Genomic DNA, 26024 nt, shown 5'->3' with positions numbered 1-26024 from the left:
TTTAATTTTTTGAAGAAAAGTAATACCTTTGTACCCTGGTTTCTGTTTTAAGGTTATAGATATTTGATTTAATTTTTGTATGCGATGAAAAATCGTTGCATGTAGTAATTGTTTTTATAGTTTTTAATTTACAGATTACAAAAGACAGTGAATACTTTAAGTTATAGGACTGTTTCTGCAAACATTGCAACAGTTAATAAAGAATGGGTTATTATAAATGCAGATGGACAGCCTTTAGGACGTTTGGCTTCTAAAGTAGCAAAAATTCTTAGAGGTAAATATAAACCTAATTTTACTCCTCACGTGGATTGTGGTGATAATGTAATAATTATTAATAGCGATAAAGTTGTTTTAACTGGTAAGAAATGGACTGAACGTATATATTTTTCTTACACAGGTTACCCAGGTGGACAAAAAAAGACTACCCCGGCAGACTTATTTAAAAAAAGTAGTGTTTTTTTATTAAAAAAAGTAATAAAAGGAATGCTTCCAAAGAATCGTTTGGGTTCGAAGATTATTAAAAATCTTTATGTGTATGGTGGAACTGAACATAAGCATAAAGCTCAGCAACCTAAAACAGTTGATATTTATTTGCTTAAATAATAATTATAATGGAAATGATAAATGCATTGGGTAGAAGAAAGACTTCTGTAGCTCGTGTTTATGTAAAAAAAGGGGCAGGAAAAATCTTAATTAATCAGCATGATCTTGAATCTTATTTTCCTTCTCTAATACTTCAGTATATTGTAAAACAACCACTAAATAAATTGGGTATTACTGAACAATATGATATTATAATTAATTTGCAAGGAGGAGGGGTTAAAGGTCAGTCAGAGGCAGCACGTTTAGGTATTGCTCGGGCGTTGGTGAAAATCAATTCAATAAATAGGCCAATTTTAAGAAATGAGGGGTTTATGACGTGTGATTCGCGTGAAGTGGAACGCAAGAAACCTGGAAGGCCTAAAGCTAGAAAAAAATTTCAATTTTCAAAACGTTAGTGAGAGAATTAATGATTTGAAGTGTTTTCGTCTTTTTCTTTTTGATATTGGTTGAGATTAATATTCAAATAGGTTGGGACGTATCCAAAGATAATTTGGAATGGTTATCTGATAGTTGATAAAAGAAATGTAAACGAATAAGAATCAAATAATGTCAAGAGTTTCATTTGAACAGTTATTGGAAGTAGGAGCACATTTCGGGCACTTAAAAAGAAAATGGAATCCAGCAATGGCTCCTTATATTTTTATGGAGCGTAATGGCATCCATATTATTGATTTACATAAAACCATTTTAAAAATAGATGAAATAGCATCAGCTATTAAAAAAATTGTCAAATCTGGACGTAAAATACTGTTCGTAGCTACGAAAAAACAGGCGAAGCAAATAGTTGCTGATAAAGCAACTATTGTAGGTATGCCCTATGTTACGGAACGTTGGGCTGGTGGTATGTTAACTAATTTCCCAACAATTCGAAAAGCTATTAAAAAAATGACAGTTATTGATAAAATGGCTCATGATGGCACTTTTGATCTTCTCTCTAAAAGAGAAAGATTACAGGTTACTCGTCAGCGTGCTAAATTGGAAAAAAATTTAGGTTCAATTGTAACGTTGAGACGTTTGCCTTCTGCATTGTTTGTAGTAGATATAATGAAGGAGCGTATTGCTGTCTCAGAAGCTAAACGTTTGGATATTCCTGTGTTTGCAATAGTAGATACTAATTCTAATCCCAATGATATAGATTTTGTTATTCCTGCTAATGACGATGCAACTGATTCTATAAAGGTAGTTTTGAATGCTATTTGTGATGCAATTATTGAAGGAAAAGAAGAAAGAAATAGTGAAAATATATCTATTTCTATAGATAATGAGAGCAATGAGAAGAAAGTTTTTGTTACCGGTAAAGAAATAAATGACTCTAGAAAAGAAAAAAATCTTTGACTCGAGAAAAAAGTTTAGTTCTAGGGTTTGTAATGCTTATTAACTTATTAACTTATTAACTTATTAACAGGAGGAGTAAGTTTTATCGTTAATAATTGTAAAAAAATATGATAGTTACGATTGCGAATGTTCGGCATTTGAGGAATATGACGGGAGCGGGTGTTATAGATTGTAAAAATGCACTTAATGAGGCAGAAGGTAATTACGATAGAGCGATGGAAATTATTCGTAAAAAGGGTCGAGCTGTAGTTGTTAAGCGTGAAAATTGTAAAACTTCTGAAGGTTGCGTCCTTGCTGCTTCTAAGGGCAATTTCGCATCTATAATATCAGTAAAATGTGAGACAGATTTTGTAGCAAAAGGAGAAGATTTTATTGATATGGTAAAGAAAATTTTAAATGCAACTTTAGAATATCAACCAAAAACAGTAAGAGAATTAAACGATTTGTTTATAAATAAGTATAAAGTTTATGAATTGATAATAAATCGTATTGGAATAAGTGGTGAAAAAATGGAATTAGGAAGTTATGAATATTTAAAGGCTTCTACTACGGTAGCTTATACACATCCTGGTAGTAAATTAGCTGCTATTGTTGGATTTAATCAAGAAAAAGTAGATGCTCAAGTAGCAAAAGATATAGCTATGCAAGTAGCTGCTATGAATCCTATAGGTTTGGATAAAAATTCTATTCCTGTAAAGAATATTGAAATAGAAAAGGATATAGCTCGTGAAAAAGCAATAAAGCAAGGAAAACCTGAAGCAATTTTAAGTCGTATAGTAGAAGGAGCTTTGGACAAATATTATAAAGAATGTGCACTGTTGTTACAAAATTTTCTGAAAGACACTAGAATTACTATCAATGATTATTTGAAGAAACAAAATAAAGAATTGACTGTTTTGAATTTTCGACGTGTTAGTTTAATGTAGATAATTCATTTTGACAAATTGTCAGTTATTATTTATTTGGCATAATCTTTGTCACTTCCATAAAAGTGAAATGATTAACTTAAAATAATTTAAATTATGAGTATGAGTATTAGTATTAAGCCATTGGCAGACAGAGTTTTGGTGAAACCTGCTGCTTCTGAAGAAAAAACAGTTGGAGGGATTATTATTCCTGATTCTGCAAAAGAGAAACCGCTGAAAGGTAAGATAATTGCGGTAGGTAATGGTTCTAAAGACGAGCAAATGGTTCTAAAAGAAGGAGATAAGGTTCTTTATGGTAAGTATTCTGGAACGGAAATAGAACTAGACGGAACGCAGTATTTGATTATGCGTCAGTCTGACGTGTTAGCTATTATTTAATAAATTTTCAACAATTTTAAAAAAAAATAAATTAAATATTATGTCAAAAGATATTAAATTTAACCTTGATGCCCGTGACTTACTTAAAAAAGGGGTTGATGAATTGGCAAATGCAGTGAAAGTAACATTAGGCCCTAAGGGACGAAATGTTATTATTGACAAAAAATTTGGTACTCCTCAGATTACAAAAGATGGTGTAACTGTAGCAAAAGAAATAGAACTTTCAGATCATTTCCAAAATATGGGAGCTCAATTAGTAAAAGAGGTTGCCTCTAAAACCAATGATAATGCTGGTGATGGTACAACTACAGCTACTGTGTTGGCACAGTCCGTTATTAATGTAGGAATGAAAAATGTAGCTGCTGGTGCAAATCCAATGGATTTGAAGCGTGGTATTGACAAGGCTGTTGCTAAAGTGGTAGAGTCATTAAAGCACCAATCGCTAGCTATTGGTGATGATTTTGGTAAGATTGAGAATGTGGCTAAAATATCTGCTAATGGAGATGAAACTATTGGGGCTTTGATTGCTGAGGCTATGAGAAAAGTAAAAAAGGAAGGAGTTATTACTGTAGAAGAGTCCAAAGGTATAGAAACTTATGTAGACGTAGTGGAGGGTATGCAATTTGATCGAGGTTATATTTCATCTTATTTCGTAACCAATACGGAAAAGATGGAAGCTGATTTGGAAAATCCATATATTCTTATTCATGACAAAAAAATTTCTGTATTGAAAGATATTCTTCCCATTTTGGAAAAAACTGTTCAAACAGGGCGTCCATTGTTGATTATAGCGGAAGATATTGAGTCAGAGGCTTTGGCTACTTTAGTTGTCAATCGTTTGCGTGGTTCTTTGAAGATTTGTGCTGTAAAGGCTCCAGGTTTTGGTGATCGTCGCAAAGAAATGTTAGAGGATATTGCAGTATTAACAGGTGGAGTGGTGATCTCTGAAGAAAAGGGGTTGAAATTGGAAGGAGTGGCAATTGATATGTTAGGTACCGCTGAAAAAGTTTCTATAAGTAAAGATAATACGGTAATCGTAAATGGATCCGGGGAAAAAAGTGCTATTTCTGCTCGTGTAGCCCAGATCAAAACACAAATAGAAAAAACGACTTCTGATTATGATCGTGAAAAATTACAAGAACGTTTAGCTAAATTGGCTGGTGGGGTTGCTGTCCTATACGTAGGTGCTCCTTCAGAAGTAGAGATGAAAGAAAAGAAAGATCGTGTAGATGATGCGTTGAGTGCAACTCGTGCAGCTATAGAGGAAGGAACAGTGCCAGGAGGTGGAGTTGCCTATGTTCGTGCTATTTCTGTTTTAGATGGACTCAAAGGTATAAATGAAGATGAAACTACTGGCGTGGAAATTGTGAAACGTGCTATTGAAGAACCTCTTCGTCAAATTGTTGAGAATGCAGGGAAAGAAGGGGCTGTTGTTGCCCAGATGGTTAAAGAAGCAAAGGGTAATTTTGGGTACAATGCGCGTACTGACATATATGAAGATTTATATGCAGCAGGTGTAATAGATCCAACGAAAGTAGCTAGGGTAGCTTTAGAAAATGCTGCCTCTATTGCTGGAATGCTTTTGACTACAGAATGTGTAGTTACTGAGGCAAAAGAAGAAAATCCTGCTCCAGCAATGCCTCCAATGGGCGGAGGCATGGGCGGAGGAATGATGTAATTTATTACGCTTTGGTATTGAAAAAGAGAGGCGATTTTCTTTTTTTGAGAAATCGCTTCTCTTTTTTGTGATTAGTCAATTTATAAAAAATTGGAATTCTATGTTTGTTTTACTTTCATATATTTTGAATTTTTTTAGTAAGAGGTAAAAAAGTAAGCCATATTTTTTACACTTTAAAAAGTGTTTTTTTGTTAAAAAAGATAGATTCACAACTTTACTTTATTGCTCAATATAATTAAAACTACTTCTCTTTTTAAAATTTGATTGAATTTGGACGCTTTTATTTCTATTTCAATAAGTTCATAGTTTTATATTTTTTTAAAACTAAAAAGCTATTAAGACTATAAGACTATAAGAAGTATAAAGTGGAATAAAAACAACAGAATTGTTACAATAAATATTATCATTTATAATGTTTATTGAGGATTAAAAATGTAATTGTACTATTACCCAATCCCTAACACAAAAGGTATATGTTCTCTAATTTAAAACTTAAATTAGAGATGACTGATAATTTTCATATTGAGTCGATTATTTCTTTCTATTGATTTTTTTTATGAAAAAATTGGAATAGTTAATTTAAGAAGATATTTAGATGACAACTACAGCTGATTTTAAAAATGGTATGTGCATAAGTTTAGAGGGATTTTACTATAAAATAGTAGATTTTTTGCACGTAAAACCGGGTAAGGGTTCAGCTTTTGTACGTACAAAACTTAAAAATGTAACTACAGGACGAGTTATTGAAAGAAAATTTAATGCTGGATTGAAAATAGATGAAGTTCGTATAGAACGTCGTCCTTACCAATTTCTTTATCAGGATGATATTGTTTATAATTTTATGCATAAAGAGACATTTGAACAAGTATTTATTGCACGAGATAATATTGAGGGTGTAGATTTTTTGAAAGAAGGAAGCATAGCTGAAGTAGTTGTTCATGCAGATTCAGAGACAATTTTATTTGTAGAACTTCCTGTTCATGTAATTTTGAAAGTTACTTATACTGAATTAGGAATTAAAGGAGATACAGCTACTAATGCTACTAAGTTTGCTATAGTAGAAACTGGGGCTACGGTACGTGTTCCTCTTTTCATTAATAAAGGAGATAAAATAAAAATAGATACACGCGATGGTTCTTATGTAGAAAGGATGAAATAGATTTTCTTTGTATTTTTTGAATACAAATTGTTGGCATACTTATATTAAACAATTTACTGTTATTTTTTTTAAAAAGGTAGGTTTTTAAAAGTAAAAAATTTAATGCTAGTAAGATGCAGGTAAAGTGAATAAAATCCTTAATATTTGTCACAATTCGAATTTATTTTCCAATTCATATGAATTTAAAAATAGGAATTTTACCTTTTTTTGTAAATGATTTATTATTTATAATTTCTCTTGTAGGGTATAGATTAATTACTCAATAATTATTAATATCATAGAGAAAAATGAAAATCAGTAATAATTTTTCACTAAAAAGAAAAGGTACAAGTGAAAATATCTTAAAAATACTACTACATTTGAGATATTTTAAGCAAATTTTTATAATTACGATGATATTTGTTGTAGCTCTGGTGATTTCTGTTGTTTATTATCACAATCACCTTCTCTCTAGAGAGAAGGATGCAGAAATTGCTCTTTTCCATGGTCAGACTTATTTTAGTAACCAGCAGTGGAAGATTGCTTTGAATGGAGATAAATCCAATTATATTGGATTTATTAGTATAATAAAAGAGTTTGAAGGAACTAAATCTGCTAATTTAGCAAAAGCTTATGCAGGAATTTGTCAGTATAGACTAGGAATCTATAAAAAAGCTCTTAGAACTTTAAAAAGTTATCATGGGAAAGATGTGTTGTTTTCTGCACAAATAATGGGAGCTATTGGTGATTGTGAAGTTAATTTGGATAACATAAAAGAAGGAATTGTTTACTTTAAAAAGGCAGCTATTAGGGCTAATAGCTCATTATTGAGTCCTATTTTTTTAAAAAAAATGGCCGTTGCTTACGAAAGTTTAAAAGATTATAAGTCGGCTTTAGAAACTTATACAATCATTAAAAATAAATATCCCGAATCTTTAGAAGCTATTACTAGTGAAAAAAATATTGAAAGAGCAAAAGAGAAGATTTAGAGTACTTTGCTAAGATAGTAACTGGGTTGAATAGATAGTTTCATTTTTATTCAGATTTTGTCAATAAGCAATCTAATACACTTTTTTAAACTTTCTTCCCACTTGGGAATTATAATACCAAAAGTTTCTTTTATTTTTGTATTGTTTAAAACACTATAGATTGGTCGTTTTGCTAAAGTGTGGTATTGTTTTGTTGTGATTGAATGTATTTTGCAATTTTTTGTTTTGGATAGTTGTAAAATTTTTTTTGCGAAATCAAACCATGAGACAAAGCCTTCATTAGTATAGTGAAAAATGCCGGAATGAAGATTTTTTTTATCCAAAAAAGTAATAATTAATAAAATAGTGTTTGCTAAATCAAATGCATAAGTAGGTGTTCCTACTTGATTGCAAACAACGTTTAATTTTGTTTTTTCTTTTATTAAACGAAGTATTTTTTTTACAAAATTGTCCCCATGAACAGAATATAGCCAACTAGTTCTTATTACTATACTTTCTGGACAATTTTTCATCAAAATTCTTTCACCTTCAAGTTTACTTTTTCCATAAATTGATTGTGGGTTGGTGATATCTTTTTCTGTGTAAGGAGTATTTTTTTCCCCACTGAATACATAGTTAGTTGAAATATGGATGATTTTTATTTTTCCTTTAGTTGCCTCCGTTAAATTTTTTAGTACATCTCGATTAATTAAATAACATAAATCTTCTTCTTCTTCTGCTTTATCCACAATAGTATAAGCAGCACAATTGACAATATAGTTTATTTTATGTTCTCCTAAAAATTGAATAATTTCCTTTTTATTTGTTAAATCTAATGTGTCAATATCAGTTGAGATGAATTTGAATTCAGAATATCGATTAGAACCCTGCATTAGTTCACATCCTAATTGTCCTTTTGATCCTGTTATTAGAATAGTTTTTTTCATTGAAGTTTACATCAATATTTACTAATTTTTCTTCAATATGAATTTATCTTTGAATACACAAATTCGGATTTAACAGTGGAATTACATGTATTATTTCACTGTTAAAAAAATCAAACATTAGATGAAACAATTTAAATAACTGTACTTATAAAACATAAATTTTTTACTGATTTTATTAATCATTGTATTTTTTCGTAAAAAAATGTTTATGGTGATTACAGGAAGTAACAATTATTATTTTTCATTCTTCTGTTTTATATTTTACAAAGTGTAAAAATTTTAATGAATTGACTAAAGATTGTCCCCAATATTTTTTAAAATTTTCTGTACATAATATTAATGAATCGTTCATTGTTTCTTTATATCCATTTTTGAAAATATTTATGAAATTTCCCAAATCTTCGTAGATATCAGCTAAATCTTCTGATATTTTTTTTGTAGTATGAAAATCGTTTAATTGAATATCTGGATGAGAGATTTCTAAGTAAAAATTGTCATTTCCTAACAATTTACTAATATTACTTTCTGCTTGAAAGTAGAGATTTTCATCTATTTTGTTTTTTAAATTTGACTCATAATTCTCTTGAATTTTAGGAATGATTGAGATTTTAATATACAAAAGAGGTAAAACTTTTGTCATATTATTAATGAAATTTTTTTTATTAGATTCTCTTGTCTTTTCTATAAGCATACAGTATTCCAGAGCTATACGAGCAAAGTCTATCGTATATTTTGAAAAAACAACTTCTTTCATCTATTTAGAGTAGATAGCATTTTTATATAATTAGTGAACTTTTTAAATATATTCGTCTTTAATATTTTCATTTGAACTTTTAATACTGAGGAATTCAATGATAACAGTTATTAAGTAAATATTTTATTAAAACAAAATGAACCCAACAATACAGAAATAAAACCTAAAATAATACTGATTAGAATGTATAAAATAAGTGTTTGATAATTTCCAGCTTTATATAATTGAAAATTTTCTAGCGAAAAGGAGGAGAAAGTAGTAAAACCTCCACAAAATCCAGTTATAAAAAAGATTTTAATATTTGGACTCAACCAATTTATTTTTAGAAATAAATTAGTTAAAATTCCAATTAAAAAGCATCCTAATAAGTTTACAATAAAAGTAGCTAATGGGAAAAAAGTAGATAATTTTGTTTTGATAATAAGTGAAGATATAATAAAACGAAGGATACTACCTATTCCTCCTCCTGTTCCTACTAAGAATATTTGTTTGAGCATTTTAATTATAACTATCATTATAATTGCGAAGATAAAAAGTAATTTTTATTGATACAAATTTGGCAAGCTATTTGTTGTCTACCTTGCAGGGGTAGTTTTTTGTAGATTTATTTGTCTCTTGAATTAAGGATTATTTTGGCTTTATATAGTAAGTAATCATTAAAAGTGTAAAAAAATGTGAGTTTATGAGTGATAAAAATTCAGAAAAAAACATTCAAAATAAGGAGAAATTTGTTGATGAAGTTATAGAAGATGTGTCTGAACAAGAGCAGATTTTGACAGAAAATGAAGAATCTTCTGACAATTTGGCATCATATATAGAAGAAGTTGCACATCTTAAAGATGCTCATCTTCGTTTAATGGCAGAGTATGATAATTACCGAAAGCGTACTATTAGAGAGAAAACAGATTTGATTAAAAATGGAGGAGAGAAAATATTTATTGAGATTCTTCCAGTGGTAGATGATTTTGAAAGGGCTTTGGAAACAATAGAAAAAGCTGGAGAGATGGATACCATAAAAAAAGGGGTAGAATTGATTTACCGAAAATTTCTTTCTTTTCTTCAAAAAAATGGAGTAAAAGCTATTAATTCAATTGGTGAAAATTTTGAATCTGATTTGTTTGAAGCTGTTGCTACCGTTCCTGCTGAAAATGAAGAAAAAAAAGGTAAGGTTATAGATAATGTGCAAACGGGATATACTTTGAATGATAAAGTTATTCGCCACGCAAAAGTGGTTGTGGCTAATTAGAAAAATATAAATAAACATGGCACCAACAATAAAAAGAGATTATTATGAGATATTAGGTGTTTCCAAGACTGCATCGTCAGATGAAATTAAAAAAGCATATAGAAAAAAAGCTATTCAGTATCATCCAGATAAAAATTCTGGTAATAAAGATGCTGAAGAAAAATTTAAGGAAGCAGCTGAAGCATACGAGGTATTAAGTGATGTAAATAAAAGGGATAGATATGACCAGTTGGGTCATGCAGGGGTAAATAGTTCTGCTAGTGGTTTCGATGGAGGTGGATTTTCTATGGAAGATATTTTTTCTCGTTTTGGAGATATTTTTGGTGGTTTTTCTGAAGGGTTTAGTTTTGGGAATAATACAAGGGGAGGGAATAGAGGTTCAGATTTGAGAATAAAAGTGAAATTGACACTTAAAGAGATAGCTACTGGTGTAGAAAAAACACTTAAGGTGAAAAAATATATTCCCTGTTTTCATTGTAAAGGAACTGGGGCAGAAAATAATCATTCTTATCGTACCTGTTCTACTTGTCATGGTAAAGGGCAAGTAACAAAAATTGTAAATATTGGTTTTGGGCAAATGCAAACTTCTTCTGTTTGTCCTGAATGTCATGGAGAAGGGAGAGTAATTACTAAGAGGTGTCCATATTGTTATGGTGAGGGAATTGTACGAGGAGAGGATGTAATTACTATTAATATCCCTGCTGGAGTGATAGAAGGTATGCAACTTTCGGTACGAGAGAAAGGAAATGCTGCTCGTCGTGGGGGTATCAACGGAGATTTATTAGTAGTGATTGAAGAATTAACTCATCTTGAGTTATTACGAGACCAACAGGATATCATTTATAATTTAGTATTAACTTTTTATCAAGCATCGGTTGGTTGTATTGTGGAGGTTCCTACATTGGATGGTAAAGCAAAGATAAAAGTAGAACCAGGAACTCAGCCAGGTAAGATACTTAGATTGAAAAATAAAGGATTACCTTCAGTGAATAAATATGGAGTTGGTGATTTGTTAATTAATATTACCGTTTATGTTCCTGAAAATTTAACTGAAAGGCAGAAAGAGCTTCTTTCTGCAATGGAGAATGCTCCTAATTTTAAGCCGACGAATTCCGTTAAGGATAAAATTTTTAGTAGGATTAAGAATGTATTTGGCTGAAAATTTCACTTAAATGATCTGTTTCTTGAACATTTATCCAATGTATTTTAAAACCTCTACGTTCCATACCTCTAAACCATGTCATTTGTCTTTTGGCAAAACGATGAATGGATACCTCTAGTTTTTGGTACATTTCTGAATAAGAAAGTTGTCCGATAAGGTATAAGGTAATGTATTTATATTCTAACCCGTAATATATTAGTTGCTCAGAGGAAAGTTCGGTATTCAGTAAATTTTTGACTTCTTCGATCAATCCTTCCTTCAATCGTTTTTTTAAACGAAAGCTTATTTTATCCCTTCTCAATTCTCGGTCTATTTTGATTCCTATGATAAAACTCTTAATTGGAAGATAATTACCTTGATTGAGTTTTTGTGTAAGATAATATGTTTCTATTTCTATAGATCGTATGATTCTTTGTGAGCAATCTGCATCAGATTGGTTGTGAAGTCTTTTATACGATTTCAGTATTGTACTTAACTCACTGATACTTTTACCTTTTAGTTTTGACCTTAAAATATGATTTTTTGGAACGTTCAATAATCTATATCCTTTCAAAACAGATTCTATATATAAACCCGTTCCTCCACATAAAATTGGTAATTTTCCTTTATTTTTAATTTTAGAAAAAGTTTTATGAAAATCTTGTTGAAATCGGAAAACGTTATACTTTTCTCCAGCTTGGCAAATATCAATAAGATGATAAGGAATAGATTTTCCTTCAAGAATATAATTGTTTAAATCTTTTCCTGTGCCAATATTCATTCTACGATATACTTGACGAGAATCAGCACTGATTATTTCTCCATTTAGTTCATCAGCCAAACGAATGGAAAATGCTGTTTTACCGGAAGCCGTAGGGCCTAATACTGTGATTAGTTCATATTCTTGAAATTCCATTATCCAATAGTACTTTTGTAAGTACAAAATAAAATAAATTATATGTCAAATATAATAATATATAAAGCATCAGCTGGTTCTGGAAAGACTTATATTTTAGTACTAGAGTATATTAAATGTTTATTAGATTCCAATTTTAGTGATTATTTTAAATATATTTTAGTAGTTAGTTTTACAAAAGATGCTACAAATGAAATGAAGGAACGTATATTGTCAGAATTATATGGTCTGTCGATGAATACAAATGATTCAAAAGAGTTTCGATCTTCCTTACGAGTGTTATGGGAAGAAGGAGGATTACATTGGGATGAAAAATTAATTAGTAGGAAATCTAAAAAAATTTTTAAAAGTATTATTCAACATTATAGTTGGTTGAATATTACAACGATTGACAGTTTTTTTCAACGAATAGTTCGTAATTTGGCGCACGAATTAGGATGTAACAGTTATTTTAATTTAGAAGTGAATAATCAACAAGTAATACGAGAAGCTGTTCATAGCGTAATAGAGAAAGCAAATCAAGATAGTCAATTGCTTGAATGGTTGATAAAGTATGTAGAACATTTAATAAATGAGGGGAAAAATTGGAGAATAAAAAAATCTATAGAAAAATTTGTAGAATGTATTTATAATGAGTTCTTTCAAGAACATAAAAAATATTTTCCGAATAATTCTCTGATTTTCAATCAGTTGATAGAAAATCAAGATCAAATACAAAGAAATTATGAAATCTTTTTTAAAAAAACTCTACAAGAGATTAGAGTTTTATTATCAGAATATCAACTTAATGAAAATGATTTTATACTAAAAGGTTATCCTATCATTTTTTTTCAAAAATTAGTAAAAGGGAATTATCAGGAAGAAAGCAAGGTGATGGAAAAATGTCGTATAGATAAATATGCATGGACTACTAAAAATCATAAAAGAAGAGAAGAGATAGCTCTTTTAGCGGAGAGTAGATTAATGCCTTTGCTCAGTTGTGTTTTTGAAAAATTGAGAAAAGTACGTACGGTGAGGATGGTAAAGGATAATCTTTATAAATTTGGGTTAATAGAAAAAGTTAGAAAAGAAATTGAAGAACAGAATTTTATACAAAATAGATTTTTGTTTTCGGATACTAATTTATTTCTTTATCAGATGATTGATGATAATGATGCTCCATTCATTTATGAAAAAATAGGTAGTACAATTAAACATGTGATGATTGATGAATTTCAAGATACCAGTTTATTACAGTGGAAAAATTTTAACATTTTATTAAAAGAAATCCTTTCCAAAAATGCATTTAGTTTGATAGTAGGTGATGAAAAACAATCAATTTACCGTTGGCGTAATAGTGATTGGAATATATTAAAAAGAGTATCGAAAGAGCTGAACGCTGAAGAAAAACCTTTGTTGTATAACTGGAGAAGTGAAAAACGTATAATTGATTTTAATAATTCCTTTTTTCCTTTTGCAGCAAAAAGGATACTTAAAAATACAATGTTCTCTATATATGAAGAGAACAAGGTTAAGCAAAAAACTAAAAAAAATGACGAAGAGGGATGTGTCTTTATTAAATTTATTGAGGACAATAAAGAAGATAGAAGATATGTAGATCAAATGCTAGAAACAGTATTAGAACAACTAAAAAGACTACATAATAGCTGTATTCCAGCTAAAAATATTTGTATACTTGTTAGGAAAAACAAAACAATAAATATACTTGCTGATTATCTTTCACACAAAAGAAGTGATTATCCAATAATGGTGAAAAATCATTATTTAACAATTGTTTCTAATGAAGCTTTTAGTCTATGGAGTTCACTTGCTGTAAGAATTATTATTGCATCCCTTAAAATGATTGTTAATTATGGGAATAAATTATTTGAAGAGCAATTAATCTATTTATTAAAAATGGGAGGATTAGAAACACGAGAAATAAGAAGGGATAGATTATTATCTATGCCATTATTTGAGCTTGTTGGATACATTTGTAGAAAATTTGGATTAGAACGATTGCCAGGACAATCAGCCTATTTATTTGCTTTTTATGACTATCTCAATCAATATTTAAATGATTATTCAGCAACAATTCATCATTTTCTTGAACATTGGGAACAGGATGGAAAAGAGAAAACTATTCCTACTGGAATGTGGATAGAAGGTATAAGAGCTATGACAATTCACAAGTCTAAAGGATTGCAATTTCATACAGTGATTATTCCTTATTGTGATTGGGAGCTTTCTCCAGAAAAAAATCCTTTAATATGGTGTAAGCTTTCAGAAAATGTAAAAAATTTCTCTTTATTTCCTATTACTTACAAAAAAGAGATGAAGAATACTGATTTTGCTTTGGAATATGAAAAAGAAACAATGAAGTCATGTATAGATAATTTAAATCTTTTATATGTAGCTTTTACACGAGTAGAGTGTAATTTGATCATATTGACAAAGAAAAAAAAAGAAATAAAAGAAGTAAAAAAAGTATCGAATTTATTACAGTTATATGTAAAACAATTTGATGAATATTGGGATGAAAAGAATTGTTGTTTTAAAGTTGGAGAAATTTCTCTACCGAGAGAAAAAGAAGAAATAATTATGGATAATCTTTTAAAGCAAACTCCTCCTGTGAAAGAAGTAAAATTTTCATCAGTAGATTTCCCAAAAGGGAAATCTATATTCAAACAATCCAGTCAATTCCGAAAATTTATGTTTGACAAAAATACAGGTATTGAATACGGTAAAATTATGCATAATCTTTTTTCTCAGATTGATTCTTTAGAGGATATTGAAGAGAAAGTTAGTTTATGGATTATACAAGGATTAATTCAATCTGATGAAAAAAAAAAATATGTAGAAAAAATAAGACAATCTATTCAGTTATCTGGAGTGGAAGATTGGTTTAGTGGTAATTATAAGACTTATAGAGAATGTTCAATTATTACTGAAGAAAATGGAATTATAGTCAGTAAGCGTCCAGATAGAGTTTTAATTATGGATAATAAAACAATTATTATAGATTACAAATTTGGGAGACCTCATTTTTCTCATGAGAAACAATTACGAAAATATGCCAGTTTGTTAATAGAAATGAATTACTCTAATATAGAGATGTATCTATGGTATGTAGAACAGAATCGAGTCAAAAATATTCAACTTTCTAGAAAATAAAAAAATAGAAAAAAATTGTATTTATGCGGGTAAATAGAAGATTACAAAAAATAGAACGTTTGCTACAAAAAGAGATTAACGAATTATTTCGCTTAAAAACCCAACAATATATAAAGGAAGCACTTATAGTTTCAGTAACTACAGTAAGAATAAGTTTAGACTTGAGTGTGGCAAAAGTTTTTTTAAGTATTTATCACTCTAATTCTAATGAAACAGTGAAAATTATGCAAAACATAGAGCAAAATAAAAAGACTATTCGGTATGATTTAGGATTGCGCATTAGTAAGCAGATTAAGTATATACCAAAATTATTATTTTTTATAGATAATTCCCTTGATTATATGGAAAATATAGACTACCTACTTAATTCTACTGAGAAAGTATGATTTTACCGTTTTTTCTTGCTAAGAGGTATTTTTTTTCTAAAAAGTCTCATACTGCAATCAGTATTATTTCATTGATAGCTGTTTGCGGCATAGTGATTGCCACGTTGGTATCAGTTTGTACACTTTCCATTTTCAATGGATTTCAGAAATTAATTTCTGAAACATTTAGTTTGTTAGATCCTGAATTAAAAATTATTCCTGCAAAAGGGAAAGTCTTTGATCCAACTATTGATGTTTTTGTCAGAATTCGAAGAATACCAGAGATAGTCACGATATCCGAAACTTTGGAAGATAATGTCTTTGTAAAATATCGAGAGAGGCAAATTCCTATAATGATTAAAGGAGTTTCAAATAATTTTAATAAATTAATTTCTATTAATAATATTCTTCTTGATGGTAGGGTGCAATTGTTTAATGAAATTCCTTCTTCTGTTATTATAGGGATTGGAGTAGCGAATTTTTTGGGAATAAATACTGATTTTATTTTTCCTTTAAGTTTTTATGCCTTTAAACGAACTGATTGGGTGGATTATTTTTCAAATCCTACTACTTTATTCAACCGACAGTATGCATATGTCAGTGGAATTTTTAGAATTAATCAGTCTGAATATGATGACAATTATGCCATAGTCCCAATAAATTTCGCTCGTCAATTATTAGATTATCAAACTGAAATCAGTGCATTAGAAATAAAATTAAAAAATAATGCTAGACTTTCATCTGTTAAGAAAAAAATACAAAAAATTCTTCAAAGAGATTATTTGGTGAGAGATCGTTATGAACAACAATTGACAGCTTTTAATATGATTCACATTGAAAAAATAGTTACCTTCCTACTACTTTGTTTTATTATTTTAATTGCTTCTTTTAATTTGGTCAGTTTACTTGTTATGATTTTGCTTGATAAGAGAAAAGATATTAATACTTTTCGCTTTCTTGGTGCCGAAAATAAATTGATTTCTCGTATATTTTTTTTTGAAGGTTTGTTAGTTTCTGTTTTTGGATGCTTTATTGGAATCTTTCTAGGGATTTTCGTTTGCCTCGGACAACAATATTTTGGTTGGTTTCGATTAGGGAATAATAGTGGAGTTTTTTCCATTAATGCTTATCCTATACAAATTAAAATAATAGATTTAGTTTTAGTTTTCTTTACAGAATTAATTATAAGTTCTTTATCTATTATCTATTCTATCAAATATGGAATAAATAAAGAAAGAGTATTAAATATAAAAAATTACTAACCTGTCATTTATATAGTATTATTTGTTTTTTTAGAGTGATATTGACTAATGATAAAAATGCGAAAATATACTTTACTGATATTAGTGAAATTAAATGTTTATCATTAGGAATAATTTTTATACAATTTTACATTTTAATCGATTGCATTATTAAGTGTATACTATATAGTAACATTATAGATATTGGATTATCATTCGGGGGAGATATTCCAAAACGTTCAAAAAATGGTGTAGGAAGCGGATAAATGTGATTATGAGTATATAAAAATTGGATTTGTATGATGTAATTTTTCTTTTCATTTAGATAAAAATAAAAAAATAGAGATATGATAAAAAAATTGCAACATTTATTGCATTTTACAGAAGAACAATTTTAAAGGTAATAACTTTTTTTTTACACAATGAATATGAATTATAGTTTCTGTTACTTTAGATGTATAAAAAAATACAAAAAAATAAATAACATATATACTATTACTAATAGACACGATAAAAATGAAATAGGTGTGTCATGCGTGTTATAATGATTATAATGGATTTTTATTATACTGAATTCTGAAAAATACTATAATTAGTAATTTTTATTTTTTAATACTATTTGTTGTTTGAAACAACAATATAATAACATGGTATGTGGTATCTAAAATAGGATAAATTTGTATAAAGTTGAAAAAAAAGAAAGAAATATTCTATATTTCTTTCTTTTAAAAGGTTAATAATTTTTCTTTTTCAATAAAAGATATAAAAATGTTGCTTCTAGAGAAAAATAATAAAAACATATTTTATTATTCATAATAAAGGTATATAAGTAGAAAATTTCAAATTTTTTACTAAAATTTAGTACAAAAAAAAAGAGAAATACAATCCACCTCTTATTAAAGATGTTGTTTATATAACAACATCTTTGGATATTAGAAAGGTCATGTACTGCTATCGTAAAATTGATACAATAGTAAAATTTTGATAAACATAATCTCCATTTTAATTGAAGTACTAGATTTCTTTAAAACTAAAGAATATACCTTTTTTTTAAACTGGCCATTGATAGTGGACATTAAGGAATTAAAATTTAAAGAAATAGACGAAACACTGGACAAAATAAAACTAAAATAGTTTTAATCAACTAATTAAGAGAACTTAGAAAAAATAAATTTCAAGAGGGGAAAAAAACTGTGCAAAAAAATAAGTAAAAAAACTATCATCCTTTTAAAAAAAAATGCCTATAACAGAGAGTATAAACTCCTCAAGAAAATTAACTATATGCCTCATTATGTACAGTTGTTACTGCTCTTCCAGAGGGATCGACTATATTTTCAAAAGCTTTATCCCATTTAAGTGCAACTGGTGTACTACAAGCCACTGAAGGAACAGAAGGTACAGTCTTAGCGGCTGTTTCAGAAGGGAACATTTCTTCAAATATTGTACGATAATAATATTCTTCTTTTGTCATAGGTGGATTAATAGAGAAACGTTTTTTCGTTTGTTCAAATTGCTTATCCGTCACTTGAGAAGAAGCAATTTTTCTCAATGTATCTATCCAATTATACCCTACTCCATCTGAGAACTGTTCTTTCTGACGCCATATAATATCTTTTGGTAACAAATCCTCAAAAGCTTTACGAAGAATCCATTTTTCCACTCTACCTTTAAGGCCACTTAATTTATTTTCAGGGTTTAAACGCATAGCCACATCCATAAATTCTTTATCAAGAAAAGGAACACGTCCTTCTACACCCCAAGATGCTAAAGACTTATTAGCACGTAAACAATCATACAAATGTAAGTTATCCAACTTTCGAACAGTTTCTTCATGTAGAGCTCTTGCACTTGGTGCTTTATGGAAATAAAGATATCCTCCGAATATTTCATCAGCTCCCTCTCCAGAGAGTACCATCTTGATACCCATTGAACGAATAACTCGAGCTAATAAATACATAGGTGTAGAAGCACGAACAGTTGTAACGTCATAAGTTTCTATATAATAAATAACATCACGTACAGCATCTAACCCTTCTTGAATAGTAAAATGAACTTCGTGATGAATTGTTCCTATATAATCAGCTACTTTTTGAGCTGCAACTAAATCAGGAGAACCTTCTAATCCAATAGCAAAAGAATGCAATTGAGGCCACCATGCTTCTTCACTATTATTTTCACTTTCTACTCTCTTCGAAGCATATTTTTTCGCTATTGCTGAAATAATAGAAGAATCCAATCCACCTGAAAGCAAAACTCCATAAGGTACATCTGTCATCAATTGACGCTTCACAGCATTTTCTAAAGCCTCACGAAGTTCTTTAATAGGTAGTGCTATTTTATCTCCAATCAATGGCTCACATTTAATATTTTCATAATTCATCCATTCTCGCTTGTACCATTTCACAAACTTAAGCTGCTCATTGTTCCCATGTTTTGAATAAAGATAATGTCCTGGAGGAAATACTTCTATTTTAACACAATAGCCCTCTAAGGCTTTCAATTCAGAAGCCACATAGAATGTACCATCTGAACCCCATCCTAGATACAAAGGAATAATTCCAATATGGTCACGTGCAATCAGATAAGAATCATTTTTTTCATCATACAAGGCAAAAGCAAAAATACCATTTATATCTTCTAAAAAGTCTACACCCTTTTCTTTATACAAAGACAGTATTACTTCACAATCAGATTTTGTTTTAAATATATAATTACTATGATATTTTCTGATATCATAATGATTATATATTTCTCCATTTACAGCTAAAACAACTTTACTATCCGAAGAATACAAAGGTTGTCTTCCTGATTGAGGGTCTACGATTGCTAATCGTTCATGTGCTAAAATAGCTTTCTTTCCGCAATATATCCCAGACCAATCTGGACCTCTGTGTCGTATTTTTTTAGCCATCACCAATACCTGCGTACGTAAGTCATCTGTGAGATGCTTCAAATCAAAAACTCCAACTATTCCACACATATAAACAAAAATAATTACTACATAGCCTTCTTTCTTTTCGAAAATTCAGGGTAATAAAATTTATCTTAAAAATGTACATATTATTTCAGCTGCACGTTTGCCAGAGGCAATAGCATTTACCACTAAGCTTGCACCATTTGTTATATCTCCAGCTACGAATACTTTACGAACGGAAGACTCATTAGGTTTAATGGCTTCTACATTTCCTCTTATATCATACTTAACTCCTAAATCATCTAACAATCCTTCATGAACAGGTTGAACAAAACCCATAGATAATAATACTAATTCAGCATATATAGTTTCTATTTTGCCTGTTTCATTCATAAAAAAATATCCTTTTGCATCCTTTACCCATTCAACTTCAACAACCTCCACTCCTGTTACTTTATCTTTCTCACCTAAAAATCGTTTGGATGCTAGTGACCAACGACGTCCACATCCTTCTTCATGAGAAGAGGATGTTTTTAAAATATTTGGATAAATAGGCCAAGGAGTTTTTGGATTAATATCTTTAGGAGGCATTGGTAAAATTTCTATTTGTGTAACTTTTGCTGCTTTTTGACGAACCGATGTCCCAACACAATCTGACCCTGTATCACCTCCTCCAATAACCAATACATCTTTCCCTTTAGCTGAAATATGTTCAGAAGAAGAGACTATCTGACCACTCACGATACGATTTTGTTGTTTCAAAAAATCTAAAGCAAAATGAATACCTTTTAAGTTTCTTCCTTCAAGAGGTAAATCACGAGGTACTCCTGATCCTATAGCTAAACATATAGCATCATATTCAGATAATATTTTTTTTGTTGAAATATCAACTCCTACCTCTACTTTTACTTCAAACGAAACTCCCTCCATCTTTAAGATATTCAAACGTCGTTCAATTATCTCCTTATTTAGTTTGAAATCAGGAATACCTAAACGTAATAACCCTCCTATATACTCGTCTTTTTCATAAACAACAACTATATGTCCTCTTCTATTTAAAATATCAGCTACTGTTAAACCAGCAGGACCAGATCCAATTACGGCCACTTTTTTCATAGTTCGATGTAATGGAGGTTTTGGAATTACATATTCTTCCAAAAAGGCACGCTCAACGATGGAAACTTCATTTTCACGAATAGTTAGTGGTTGACTCTCTAAGTTCAATACACAACTTTTCTCACATAATGCAGGACAAATACGCCCAGTAAACTCTGGAAAGTTATTTGTGGCAAGAAGAGTATAGTATGCTTCTTGCCACTTGCCTTTGTACAATAAGTCCTGCCATTCTGGAATTAAATTTCCTAATGGACATGCCCAATGGCAAAATGGTACACCGCACCCCATGCAACGAGATGCTTGTAACATTCTATCTTCGTTATTAAGCGTTTGCTCAACTTCTCCAAAATCATTTATCCTTTCTACTATCGGTCGGTATCCCGCTTCTTTTCTATTTATTGTCAAAAATGCTCTTGAGTTACCCATAATCTCCAAAAAAATGGAGAATGGAAGGTATGCACCATCTCCACTCTCAATTAATAATCTGATTCTACCATCTCTATTTTTTTCTTTATAGCTTCCATCTTTTCTTCTTGTAATACTTTTTTATATTCAATTGGAGTTATTTTAATAAAACATCTTAAATATTCCTTCCAATTATCAAGAATACGTTTAGCAAGGGGACTTTGAGTAAAATGAAAATGTTGTTTGACTAACTTGTACAGTTCTAAACTATCTGGTTTATCTTCTACTAACGTTAATTCAACCATCTCCATGTTACAAAAGTAATCAAATTTTTTGTCTATATCTAATACATAAGCTAATCCTCCACTCATACCAGCGGCAAAATTTTTCCCTGTTTTCCCCAATATAACTGTTCTACCTCCTGTCATATATTCACAACAATGATCTCCTACACCTTCTGCTACAGCAACAGCTCCAGAATTTCTTACACAAAAACGCTCACCTACTTGCCCATTAATATATACTTCGCCAGATGTAGCACCATATATCAAAGTATTCCCTCCAATAATATTTTCTTCTGGATGGAAAGCGATATTTTTAGGTGGTATTAAAGAAATCCTACCACCCGACAATCCTTTACCCAAATAATCATTAGCTTCACCTTCCAAATAAAATGATACACCAGCAGCAAGAAAAGCACCAAAACTTTGTCCTGCTGAACCTTTAAAATTCACTACAATAGTATTGTCTTTTAATCCAATATTTCCATAGCGTTTAGCTATTTCTCCTGAGAGCATAGCTCCCACAGAACGATCAGTATTCCTAATAACCATGTTCATTCTCATTGGGAATGAACATTCAATTGATTGCTTAGCGCTATGAATAATTTCTCTGTCTAATACATGTTTTATCTTATGATCTTGTTGCTTAGTACAACGAATATCATTTCCATTATTAACAAACTTTATCAATTTAGAAAAGTTTAATTTCTTCGTCTTTGAATTTATATTTAACTGTTTGATCTTGATTAGATCTGATCGGCCAATAATTTCATTCAAACTATGATAACCAATCTGAGCTAGATGTTCCCTAACTTCTTTTGCCAAGAAAGTGAAAAAATGAACTAAATATTCATATTTACCTTTAAACCTTTTCCTTAATATTTCGTTTTGTGTAGCTATCCCTACTGGGCAAGTATTTAAATGACATTTGCGCATCATTACGCATCCCAAAACAATTAAAGCGCTGGTGGCAAAACCATATTCTTCAGCTCCTAAAAGAGCTGCAATAATAATGTCTTTACCAGTTTTTAACTGACCATCTGTTTGTAAACGAACAAAACTACGGAGATTATTAATAACTAATGTTTGCTGTGTTTCTGATAAACCCAATTCCCAAGAAACACCTGCATGTTTAATAGAACTCATTGGGCTTGCACCTGTTCCTCCGTCTGAACTGGAGATAACAATTGTATCTGCTTTGGCTTTTACAACTCCAGCAGCAATAGTCCCTACTCCAGTTTCTGCTACTAATTTAACAGAAATACAAGCATAAGGATTAATATTTTTTAGATCAAAAATCAATTGAGCTAAATCTTCAATAGAATAGATGTCATGATGAGGAGGAGGTGAAATCAATGTAATACCAGGTATGGAATGGCGTGTTTTCGCTATGATTTTATCTATTTTAAAACCAGGAAGTTGTCCTCCTTCACCTGGCTTAGCTCCCTGTGCAATCTTAATTTGCAATTCATCAGCATTAATTAAATACTCAGCCGTAACACCAAAACGACCAGATGCTATTTGTTTAATAGCTGAGCGACGATTCAAGCCATCCTCTCCGATTTTGAATCGGATAGAATCCTCTCCTCCTTCCCCAGTATTGCTCTTCCCATTTAATATATTCAAAGCAATAGACATAGATTCATGTGCTTCTTTACTAATAGAACCAAATGACATCGCTCCTGTAACAAATCGTCTTGTAATGGACTCTACTGGCTCTACTTCAGAAATATCTATTGGATTTCTAAAGTAGCTCATAAAATCGCGAATAAATACCGGCTGAGATTTACTATCTGCTGCATTCGTATATTCTTTGAATTTTTTGTAATCACCTGTACGAGTAGCTATTTGTAGTTTATAAATAGTTTCCGGATTCCAAGCATGATACTCTCCATCCCTCCGAAATGTATAAAATCCATTATTATCCAATTGATAAGTAGCAGATAATTTGGGATCGGTTATCTCTTGTTTTTTAAAAGCACTATTATGAAACAACAAAGCATCTTGAGCAATATCGGATAAATCTATTCCTTCTATTTGTGATCTCATACCTTCAAAATAAGAATCCAACACTTTTTGACTAATCCCGATAGCTTCAAAAATCTGTGCTCCTCTATACGAGCGTAAAGTAGAAATACCCATTTTAGAGAGCACTTTCAGTAAACCTTTGTCAATAGATTTAATATATTTTTTTTCTGCTGTATGGTAATCCAATTGAATTTCACAGGTTTTTACCTTTTCGTATAAAATAGCAAATGCCATATAAGGATTAATAGCGGTAGCTCCAAATCCACATAATAAAGCGAAATGATTTACTTCTCGAGCTTCTGCAGTTTCTACTATAATGGCGATTTGCATCCGTTTACGTTTGTTAATTAAATAATGATGAACTGCGGAGACTGCTAATAAAGAAGGAATAGCTACTTTATCTTTATTTATTCCTTTATCACTCAATATAATATAATGGTAACCATCGTCCACTGCTTTTTCGGATTGTAGGCAAAGATTACTTAACGCATCAGATAATGACCGCATAGCATCCTCGGTCACGTTAAATAATGTTGAAAGTAGTAAAGACTTAAACCCCTTATAATTTAAATTTATTAAAATATCTAAATCCCGGTTATTAATTACTGGACTTTGTAATTTCACCATTTTACTTAGTTCTGGAATCGGTAATAGAAGATTTGTATCTTGGCACCCTATATATAAGGATAAGGACATTACTAATTCTTCTCGAATAGGGTCGATGGGAGGATTTGTTACTTGAGCAAACAATTGACGAAAATAATTGAATAAAAGTTGTGGTTTATTGGAAAATACAGCCAATGGAATATCATTACCCATTGAACTAATAGGTTCTTTTCCTTCAGTTGCCATAGGAATAATAATTTTATCTATATCTTCTTTTGTATACCCAAAAGCTTTCAGATATACTACTAAGTTATCAACTTCATATTTAACTGTTCTACCCGAAGATATTTTATCTAATATAATACGATTTTTATCTATCCATTCTCTGTATGGATATTCATTTGCTAAGTATGCTTTTAATTCAGAATTATAGTAAACTTTACCTTCAAATGTATCTATCATTAACATTTTACCTGGGTGCAAACGTCCTTTTTCTTTAATTTCAGTAGATTCAAAAGGTAATGCTCCTACCTCGGAAGCCACAACCATAATATCATTTTTAGTTATCAAATAACGAGCTGGACGAAGTCCATTTCTATCCAACATTCCTCCTGCATAGCGTCCGTCAGTAAATAATATTGTTGCCGGACCATCCCAAGGTTCCATAATGATACTATGATATTCATAAAATGCTTTCAATTCATCAGAAATCGGATTTTTATTATTCCAACTTTCAGGAACTAACATGGACAAAGCATGTGGAAAAGATTTTCCAGACATCACTAAGAATTCAACTACATTATCCAATGATGCACTATCTGACATTTCCGGTTGAATAATCGGGGAAATATCTTCCACTTTTGGGAAAGTGGAAGATTGAAAAACACTTTCTCGAGCCTCCATCCAACAACGATTACCACGAATAGTATTAATCTCACCATTATGTCCTAGCAAACGGAAAGGCTGTGCTAAATTCCAACTAGGAAATGTGTTTGTGCTAAAACGGGAATGTACCAACGCTAATCCACTTGTAAAATATTGATTAGTTAAATCGAGGAAATAGTCTCTCAATTGAGTAGAAGAAAGCATTCCCTTATATATAATACGTTGATTAGAAAGGCTTACGATATAAAAATTTTCTTTATTTTTCAAAGAAGAATTAAAAATTTGTTTCTCTACTTTTTTACGAATAATATACAATTGCCTTTCTAATGTTTCTGAACAGTCTTCTCCAATAATAAAAACTTGCTTGATAGCTGGTTCATTAAAATGAGAAATCGTTCCTAAAATATCACTATTTACAGGAACGTTACGTACAGCAAGTAATTTTAGTCCCTCTTGCTCTACAACATTTTTCAATATATTCATGCAAAACGAAACTTGTTTATCATCTTTTGGGAAGAATATTAACCCTGTACCGTATCTTCCTTTTTCGGGAATTGGAATTCCTTGAAGTAAAATAAATTCATGTGGAATTTGTAGAGTTATTCCCGCCCCATCACCAGTGTTTCTGTCAGCTCCTTCTGCTCCTCTATGACGCATATGTTTTAATAATTGCAACCCCTTCTCAACTATATCGTGAGATTTGTTCCCATGTATATCGACTAATAGTCCGACGCCACACGCATCATGTTCATAATCCGAATGATACAAACCAATTTCTTTCATCTAATAAAAACTAAAAAATCTAAGATTATAAACCACATAAACCACATAAACCACATAAACCACATAAACCACATAAATCACAAAAAAAATGATACATACCTATTTCTAAAATTATATTTTCTTTTTTTAACTTCTTCCAATAAACGTGAATGTAATCGTTTTATTTTTATCTTACAAGTTTCTATTCTTCAGGGTATTATTAAATAGAGTTTTTTTG

The 26024-nt window shown here is 30.4% G+C and carries 20 protein-coding genes; 13 read left to right on the top strand and 7 right to left on the bottom strand.

Annotated elements, in window-relative coordinates:
* Positions 1-147 precede the first annotated feature (147 nt).
* From rplM to ACZ5QM_RS01780, 8 genes are all read left to right on the top strand, one after another.
* A complete protein-coding gene (rplM, locus tag ACZ5QM_RS01815) occupies positions 148-603 on the top strand; it encodes a 50S ribosomal protein L13 (protein WP_464183239.1) in 456 nt (151 codons plus the stop codon).
* A gap of 8 nt (positions 604-611) precedes the next feature.
* Entirely contained in the window at positions 612-998 is a 387-nt protein-coding gene (rpsI, locus tag ACZ5QM_RS01810) for a 30S ribosomal protein S9 (RefSeq protein WP_464183238.1), read from the top strand.
* A gap of 151 nt (positions 999-1149) precedes the next feature.
* Complete coding sequence (gene rpsB, locus ACZ5QM_RS01805) at positions 1150-1938, top strand: 30S ribosomal protein S2 (protein WP_464183237.1); 789 nt, start codon at positions 1150-1152, stop codon at positions 1936-1938.
* A gap of 107 nt (positions 1939-2045) precedes the next feature.
* Positions 2046-2864, top strand: coding sequence for a translation elongation factor Ts (tsf, locus tag ACZ5QM_RS01800; RefSeq protein WP_464183235.1), 819 nt, complete (start codon positions 2046-2048; stop codon positions 2862-2864).
* 108 nt (positions 2865-2972) lie between these two features.
* Complete coding sequence (locus tag ACZ5QM_RS01795; protein WP_464183313.1) at positions 2973-3242, top strand: co-chaperone GroES; 270 nt, start codon at positions 2973-2975, stop codon at positions 3240-3242.
* A 40-nt stretch (positions 3243-3282) separates the two neighbouring features.
* Complete coding sequence (gene groL, locus ACZ5QM_RS01790) at positions 3283-4920, top strand: chaperonin GroEL (RefSeq protein WP_464183233.1); 1638 nt, start codon at positions 3283-3285, stop codon at positions 4918-4920.
* Positions 4921-5515: 595 nt separating this feature from the next.
* On the top strand, positions 5516-6079 hold the full coding sequence (gene efp / locus ACZ5QM_RS01785) for an elongation factor P (protein ID WP_464183232.1): 564 nt from the start codon (positions 5516-5518) through the stop codon (positions 6077-6079).
* Between the two features lie 287 nt (positions 6080-6366).
* On the top strand, positions 6367-7047 hold the full coding sequence (locus tag ACZ5QM_RS01780) for a tetratricopeptide repeat protein (protein ID WP_464183231.1): 681 nt from the start codon (positions 6367-6369) through the stop codon (positions 7045-7047).
* A gap of 50 nt (positions 7048-7097) precedes the next feature.
* On the opposite strand, the gene rfbD is transcribed toward ACZ5QM_RS01780, so the two are convergent.
* The 3 genes from rfbD to crcB all read right to left on the bottom strand — a co-directional run bounded on the left by rfbD (position 7098) and on the right by crcB (position 9224).
* On the bottom strand, positions 7098-7973 hold the full coding sequence (gene rfbD, locus ACZ5QM_RS01775; RefSeq protein ID WP_464183229.1) for a dTDP-4-dehydrorhamnose reductase: 876 nt from the start codon (positions 7971-7973) through the stop codon (positions 7098-7100).
* A 241-nt stretch (positions 7974-8214) separates the two neighbouring features.
* A complete protein-coding gene (locus ACZ5QM_RS01770) occupies positions 8215-8727 on the bottom strand; it encodes a DUF5063 domain-containing protein (protein ID WP_464183227.1) in 513 nt (170 codons plus the stop codon).
* Positions 8728-8837: 110 nt separating this feature from the next.
* A complete protein-coding gene (gene crcB / locus ACZ5QM_RS01765; protein WP_464183226.1) occupies positions 8838-9224 on the bottom strand; it encodes a fluoride efflux transporter CrcB in 387 nt (128 codons plus the stop codon).
* Positions 9225-9409: 185 nt separating this feature from the next.
* On the opposite strand from crcB, the gene ACZ5QM_RS01760 reads away from it, so the two are divergent.
* Positions 9410-9973: a nucleotide exchange factor GrpE gene (locus tag ACZ5QM_RS01760; RefSeq protein ID WP_464183225.1), complete on the top strand. Its 564-nt coding sequence runs from the start codon at positions 9410-9412 to the stop codon at positions 9971-9973.
* Positions 9974-9989: 16 nt separating this feature from the next.
* Positions 9990-11132, top strand: coding sequence for a molecular chaperone DnaJ (gene dnaJ, locus ACZ5QM_RS01755; RefSeq protein WP_464183224.1), 1143 nt, complete (start codon positions 9990-9992; stop codon positions 11130-11132).
* Here the strand turns inward: dnaJ and miaA are convergent.
* Positions 11113-12030 (bottom strand): tRNA (adenosine(37)-N6)-dimethylallyltransferase MiaA, encoded by a 918-nt coding sequence (miaA, locus tag ACZ5QM_RS01750; RefSeq protein ID WP_464183223.1) that lies wholly within the window; start codon positions 12028-12030, stop codon positions 11113-11115. The genes dnaJ and miaA overlap by 20 nt on opposite strands.
* A 42-nt stretch (positions 12031-12072) precedes the next feature.
* Between miaA and ACZ5QM_RS01745 the strand changes: the two genes are divergently transcribed.
* Genes ACZ5QM_RS01745 through ACZ5QM_RS01735 form a run of 3 tightly spaced genes read left to right on the top strand, consistent with a single transcriptional unit; the run spans position 12073 to position 16810 of the window.
* The gene (locus ACZ5QM_RS01745) at positions 12073-15183 is read left to right on the top strand and encodes a UvrD-helicase domain-containing protein (RefSeq protein ID WP_464183221.1); all 3111 of its coding nucleotides are present in this window, start codon (positions 12073-12075) and stop codon (positions 15181-15183) included.
* 23 nt (positions 15184-15206) lie between these two features.
* Positions 15207-15569 carry a 30S ribosome-binding factor RbfA gene (gene rbfA / locus ACZ5QM_RS01740; RefSeq protein ID WP_464183220.1) on the top strand — a complete coding sequence of 121 codons (363 nt, stop codon included), beginning with the start codon at positions 15207-15209 and terminating at the stop codon, positions 15567-15569.
* Positions 15566-16810, top strand: coding sequence for an FtsX-like permease family protein (locus tag ACZ5QM_RS01735; protein WP_464183219.1), 1245 nt, complete (start codon positions 15566-15568; stop codon positions 16808-16810). Before rbfA ends, ACZ5QM_RS01735 begins: the two co-directional genes overlap by 4 nt.
* Before the next feature lie 1252 nt (positions 16811-18062).
* Here ACZ5QM_RS01735 and asnB read toward each other — a convergent pair.
* Genes asnB through gltB form a run of 3 tightly spaced genes read right to left on the bottom strand, consistent with a single transcriptional unit; the run spans position 18063 to position 25807 of the window.
* A complete protein-coding gene (gene asnB / locus ACZ5QM_RS01730; protein WP_464183218.1) occupies positions 18063-19769 on the bottom strand; it encodes an asparagine synthase B in 1707 nt (568 codons plus the stop codon).
* Between the two features lie 60 nt (positions 19770-19829).
* A complete protein-coding gene (locus tag ACZ5QM_RS01725) occupies positions 19830-21245 on the bottom strand; it encodes a glutamate synthase subunit beta (protein ID WP_464183217.1) in 1416 nt (471 codons plus the stop codon).
* Between the two features lie 50 nt (positions 21246-21295).
* Positions 21296-25807 (bottom strand): glutamate synthase large subunit, encoded by a 4512-nt coding sequence (gltB, locus tag ACZ5QM_RS01720; RefSeq protein WP_464183216.1) that lies wholly within the window; start codon positions 25805-25807, stop codon positions 21296-21298.
* Positions 25808-26024: the final 217 nt, after the last annotated feature.

It is taken from the genome of Azobacteroides sp. (SeqCode) (genome assembly GCF_055395615.1).
The sequence above is the reverse complement of the archived record's forward strand: the minus strand, read 5'-3'. Positions and strand labels throughout refer to the sequence as shown.

Bases quoted from the DNA above. Each gene is read 5' to 3' on its own strand.
- rpsI (WP_464183238.1), top strand. From the start codon at position 612: ATGGAAATGATAAATGCATTGGGTAGAAGAAAGACTTCTGTAGCTCGT.
- rpsB (WP_464183237.1), top strand. From the start codon at position 1,150: ATGTCAAGAGTTTCATTTGAACAGTTATTGGAAGTAGGAGCACATTTC.
- tsf (WP_464183235.1), top strand. From the start codon at position 2,046: ATGATAGTTACGATTGCGAATGTTCGGCATTTGAGGAATATGACGGGA.
- groL (WP_464183233.1), top strand. From the start codon at position 3,283: ATGTCAAAAGATATTAAATTTAACCTTGATGCCCGTGACTTACTTAAA.
- efp (WP_464183232.1), top strand. From the start codon at position 5,516: ATGACAACTACAGCTGATTTTAAAAATGGTATGTGCATAAGTTTAGAG.
- ACZ5QM_RS01780 (WP_464183231.1), top strand. From the start codon at position 6,367: ATGAAAATCAGTAATAATTTTTCACTAAAAAGAAAAGGTACAAGTGAA.
- rfbD (WP_464183229.1), bottom strand. From the start codon at position 7,973: ATGAAAAAAACTATTCTAATAACAGGATCAAAAGGACAATTAGGATGT.
- ACZ5QM_RS01770 (WP_464183227.1), bottom strand. From the start codon at position 8,727: ATGAAAGAAGTTGTTTTTTCAAAATATACGATAGACTTTGCTCGTATA.
- crcB (WP_464183226.1), bottom strand. From the start codon at position 9,224: ATGCTCAAACAAATATTCTTAGTAGGAACAGGAGGAGGAATAGGTAGT.
- ACZ5QM_RS01760 (WP_464183225.1), top strand. From the start codon at position 9,410: ATGAGTGATAAAAATTCAGAAAAAAACATTCAAAATAAGGAGAAATTT.
- dnaJ (WP_464183224.1), top strand. From the start codon at position 9,990: ATGGCACCAACAATAAAAAGAGATTATTATGAGATATTAGGTGTTTCC.
- miaA (WP_464183223.1), bottom strand. From the start codon at position 12,030: ATGGAATTTCAAGAATATGAACTAATCACAGTATTAGGCCCTACGGCT.
- ACZ5QM_RS01745 (WP_464183221.1), top strand. From the start codon at position 12,073: ATGTCAAATATAATAATATATAAAGCATCAGCTGGTTCTGGAAAGACT.
- rbfA (WP_464183220.1), top strand. From the start codon at position 15,207: ATGCGGGTAAATAGAAGATTACAAAAAATAGAACGTTTGCTACAAAAA.
- ACZ5QM_RS01735 (WP_464183219.1), top strand. From the start codon at position 15,566: ATGATTTTACCGTTTTTTCTTGCTAAGAGGTATTTTTTTTCTAAAAAG.
- asnB (WP_464183218.1), bottom strand. From the start codon at position 19,769: ATGTGTGGAATAGTTGGAGTTTTTGATTTGAAGCATCTCACAGATGAC.
- ACZ5QM_RS01725 (WP_464183217.1), bottom strand. From the start codon at position 21,245: ATGGGTAACTCAAGAGCATTTTTGACAATAAATAGAAAAGAAGCGGGA.
- gltB (WP_464183216.1), bottom strand. From the start codon at position 25,807: ATGAAAGAAATTGGTTTGTATCATTCGGATTATGAACATGATGCGTGT.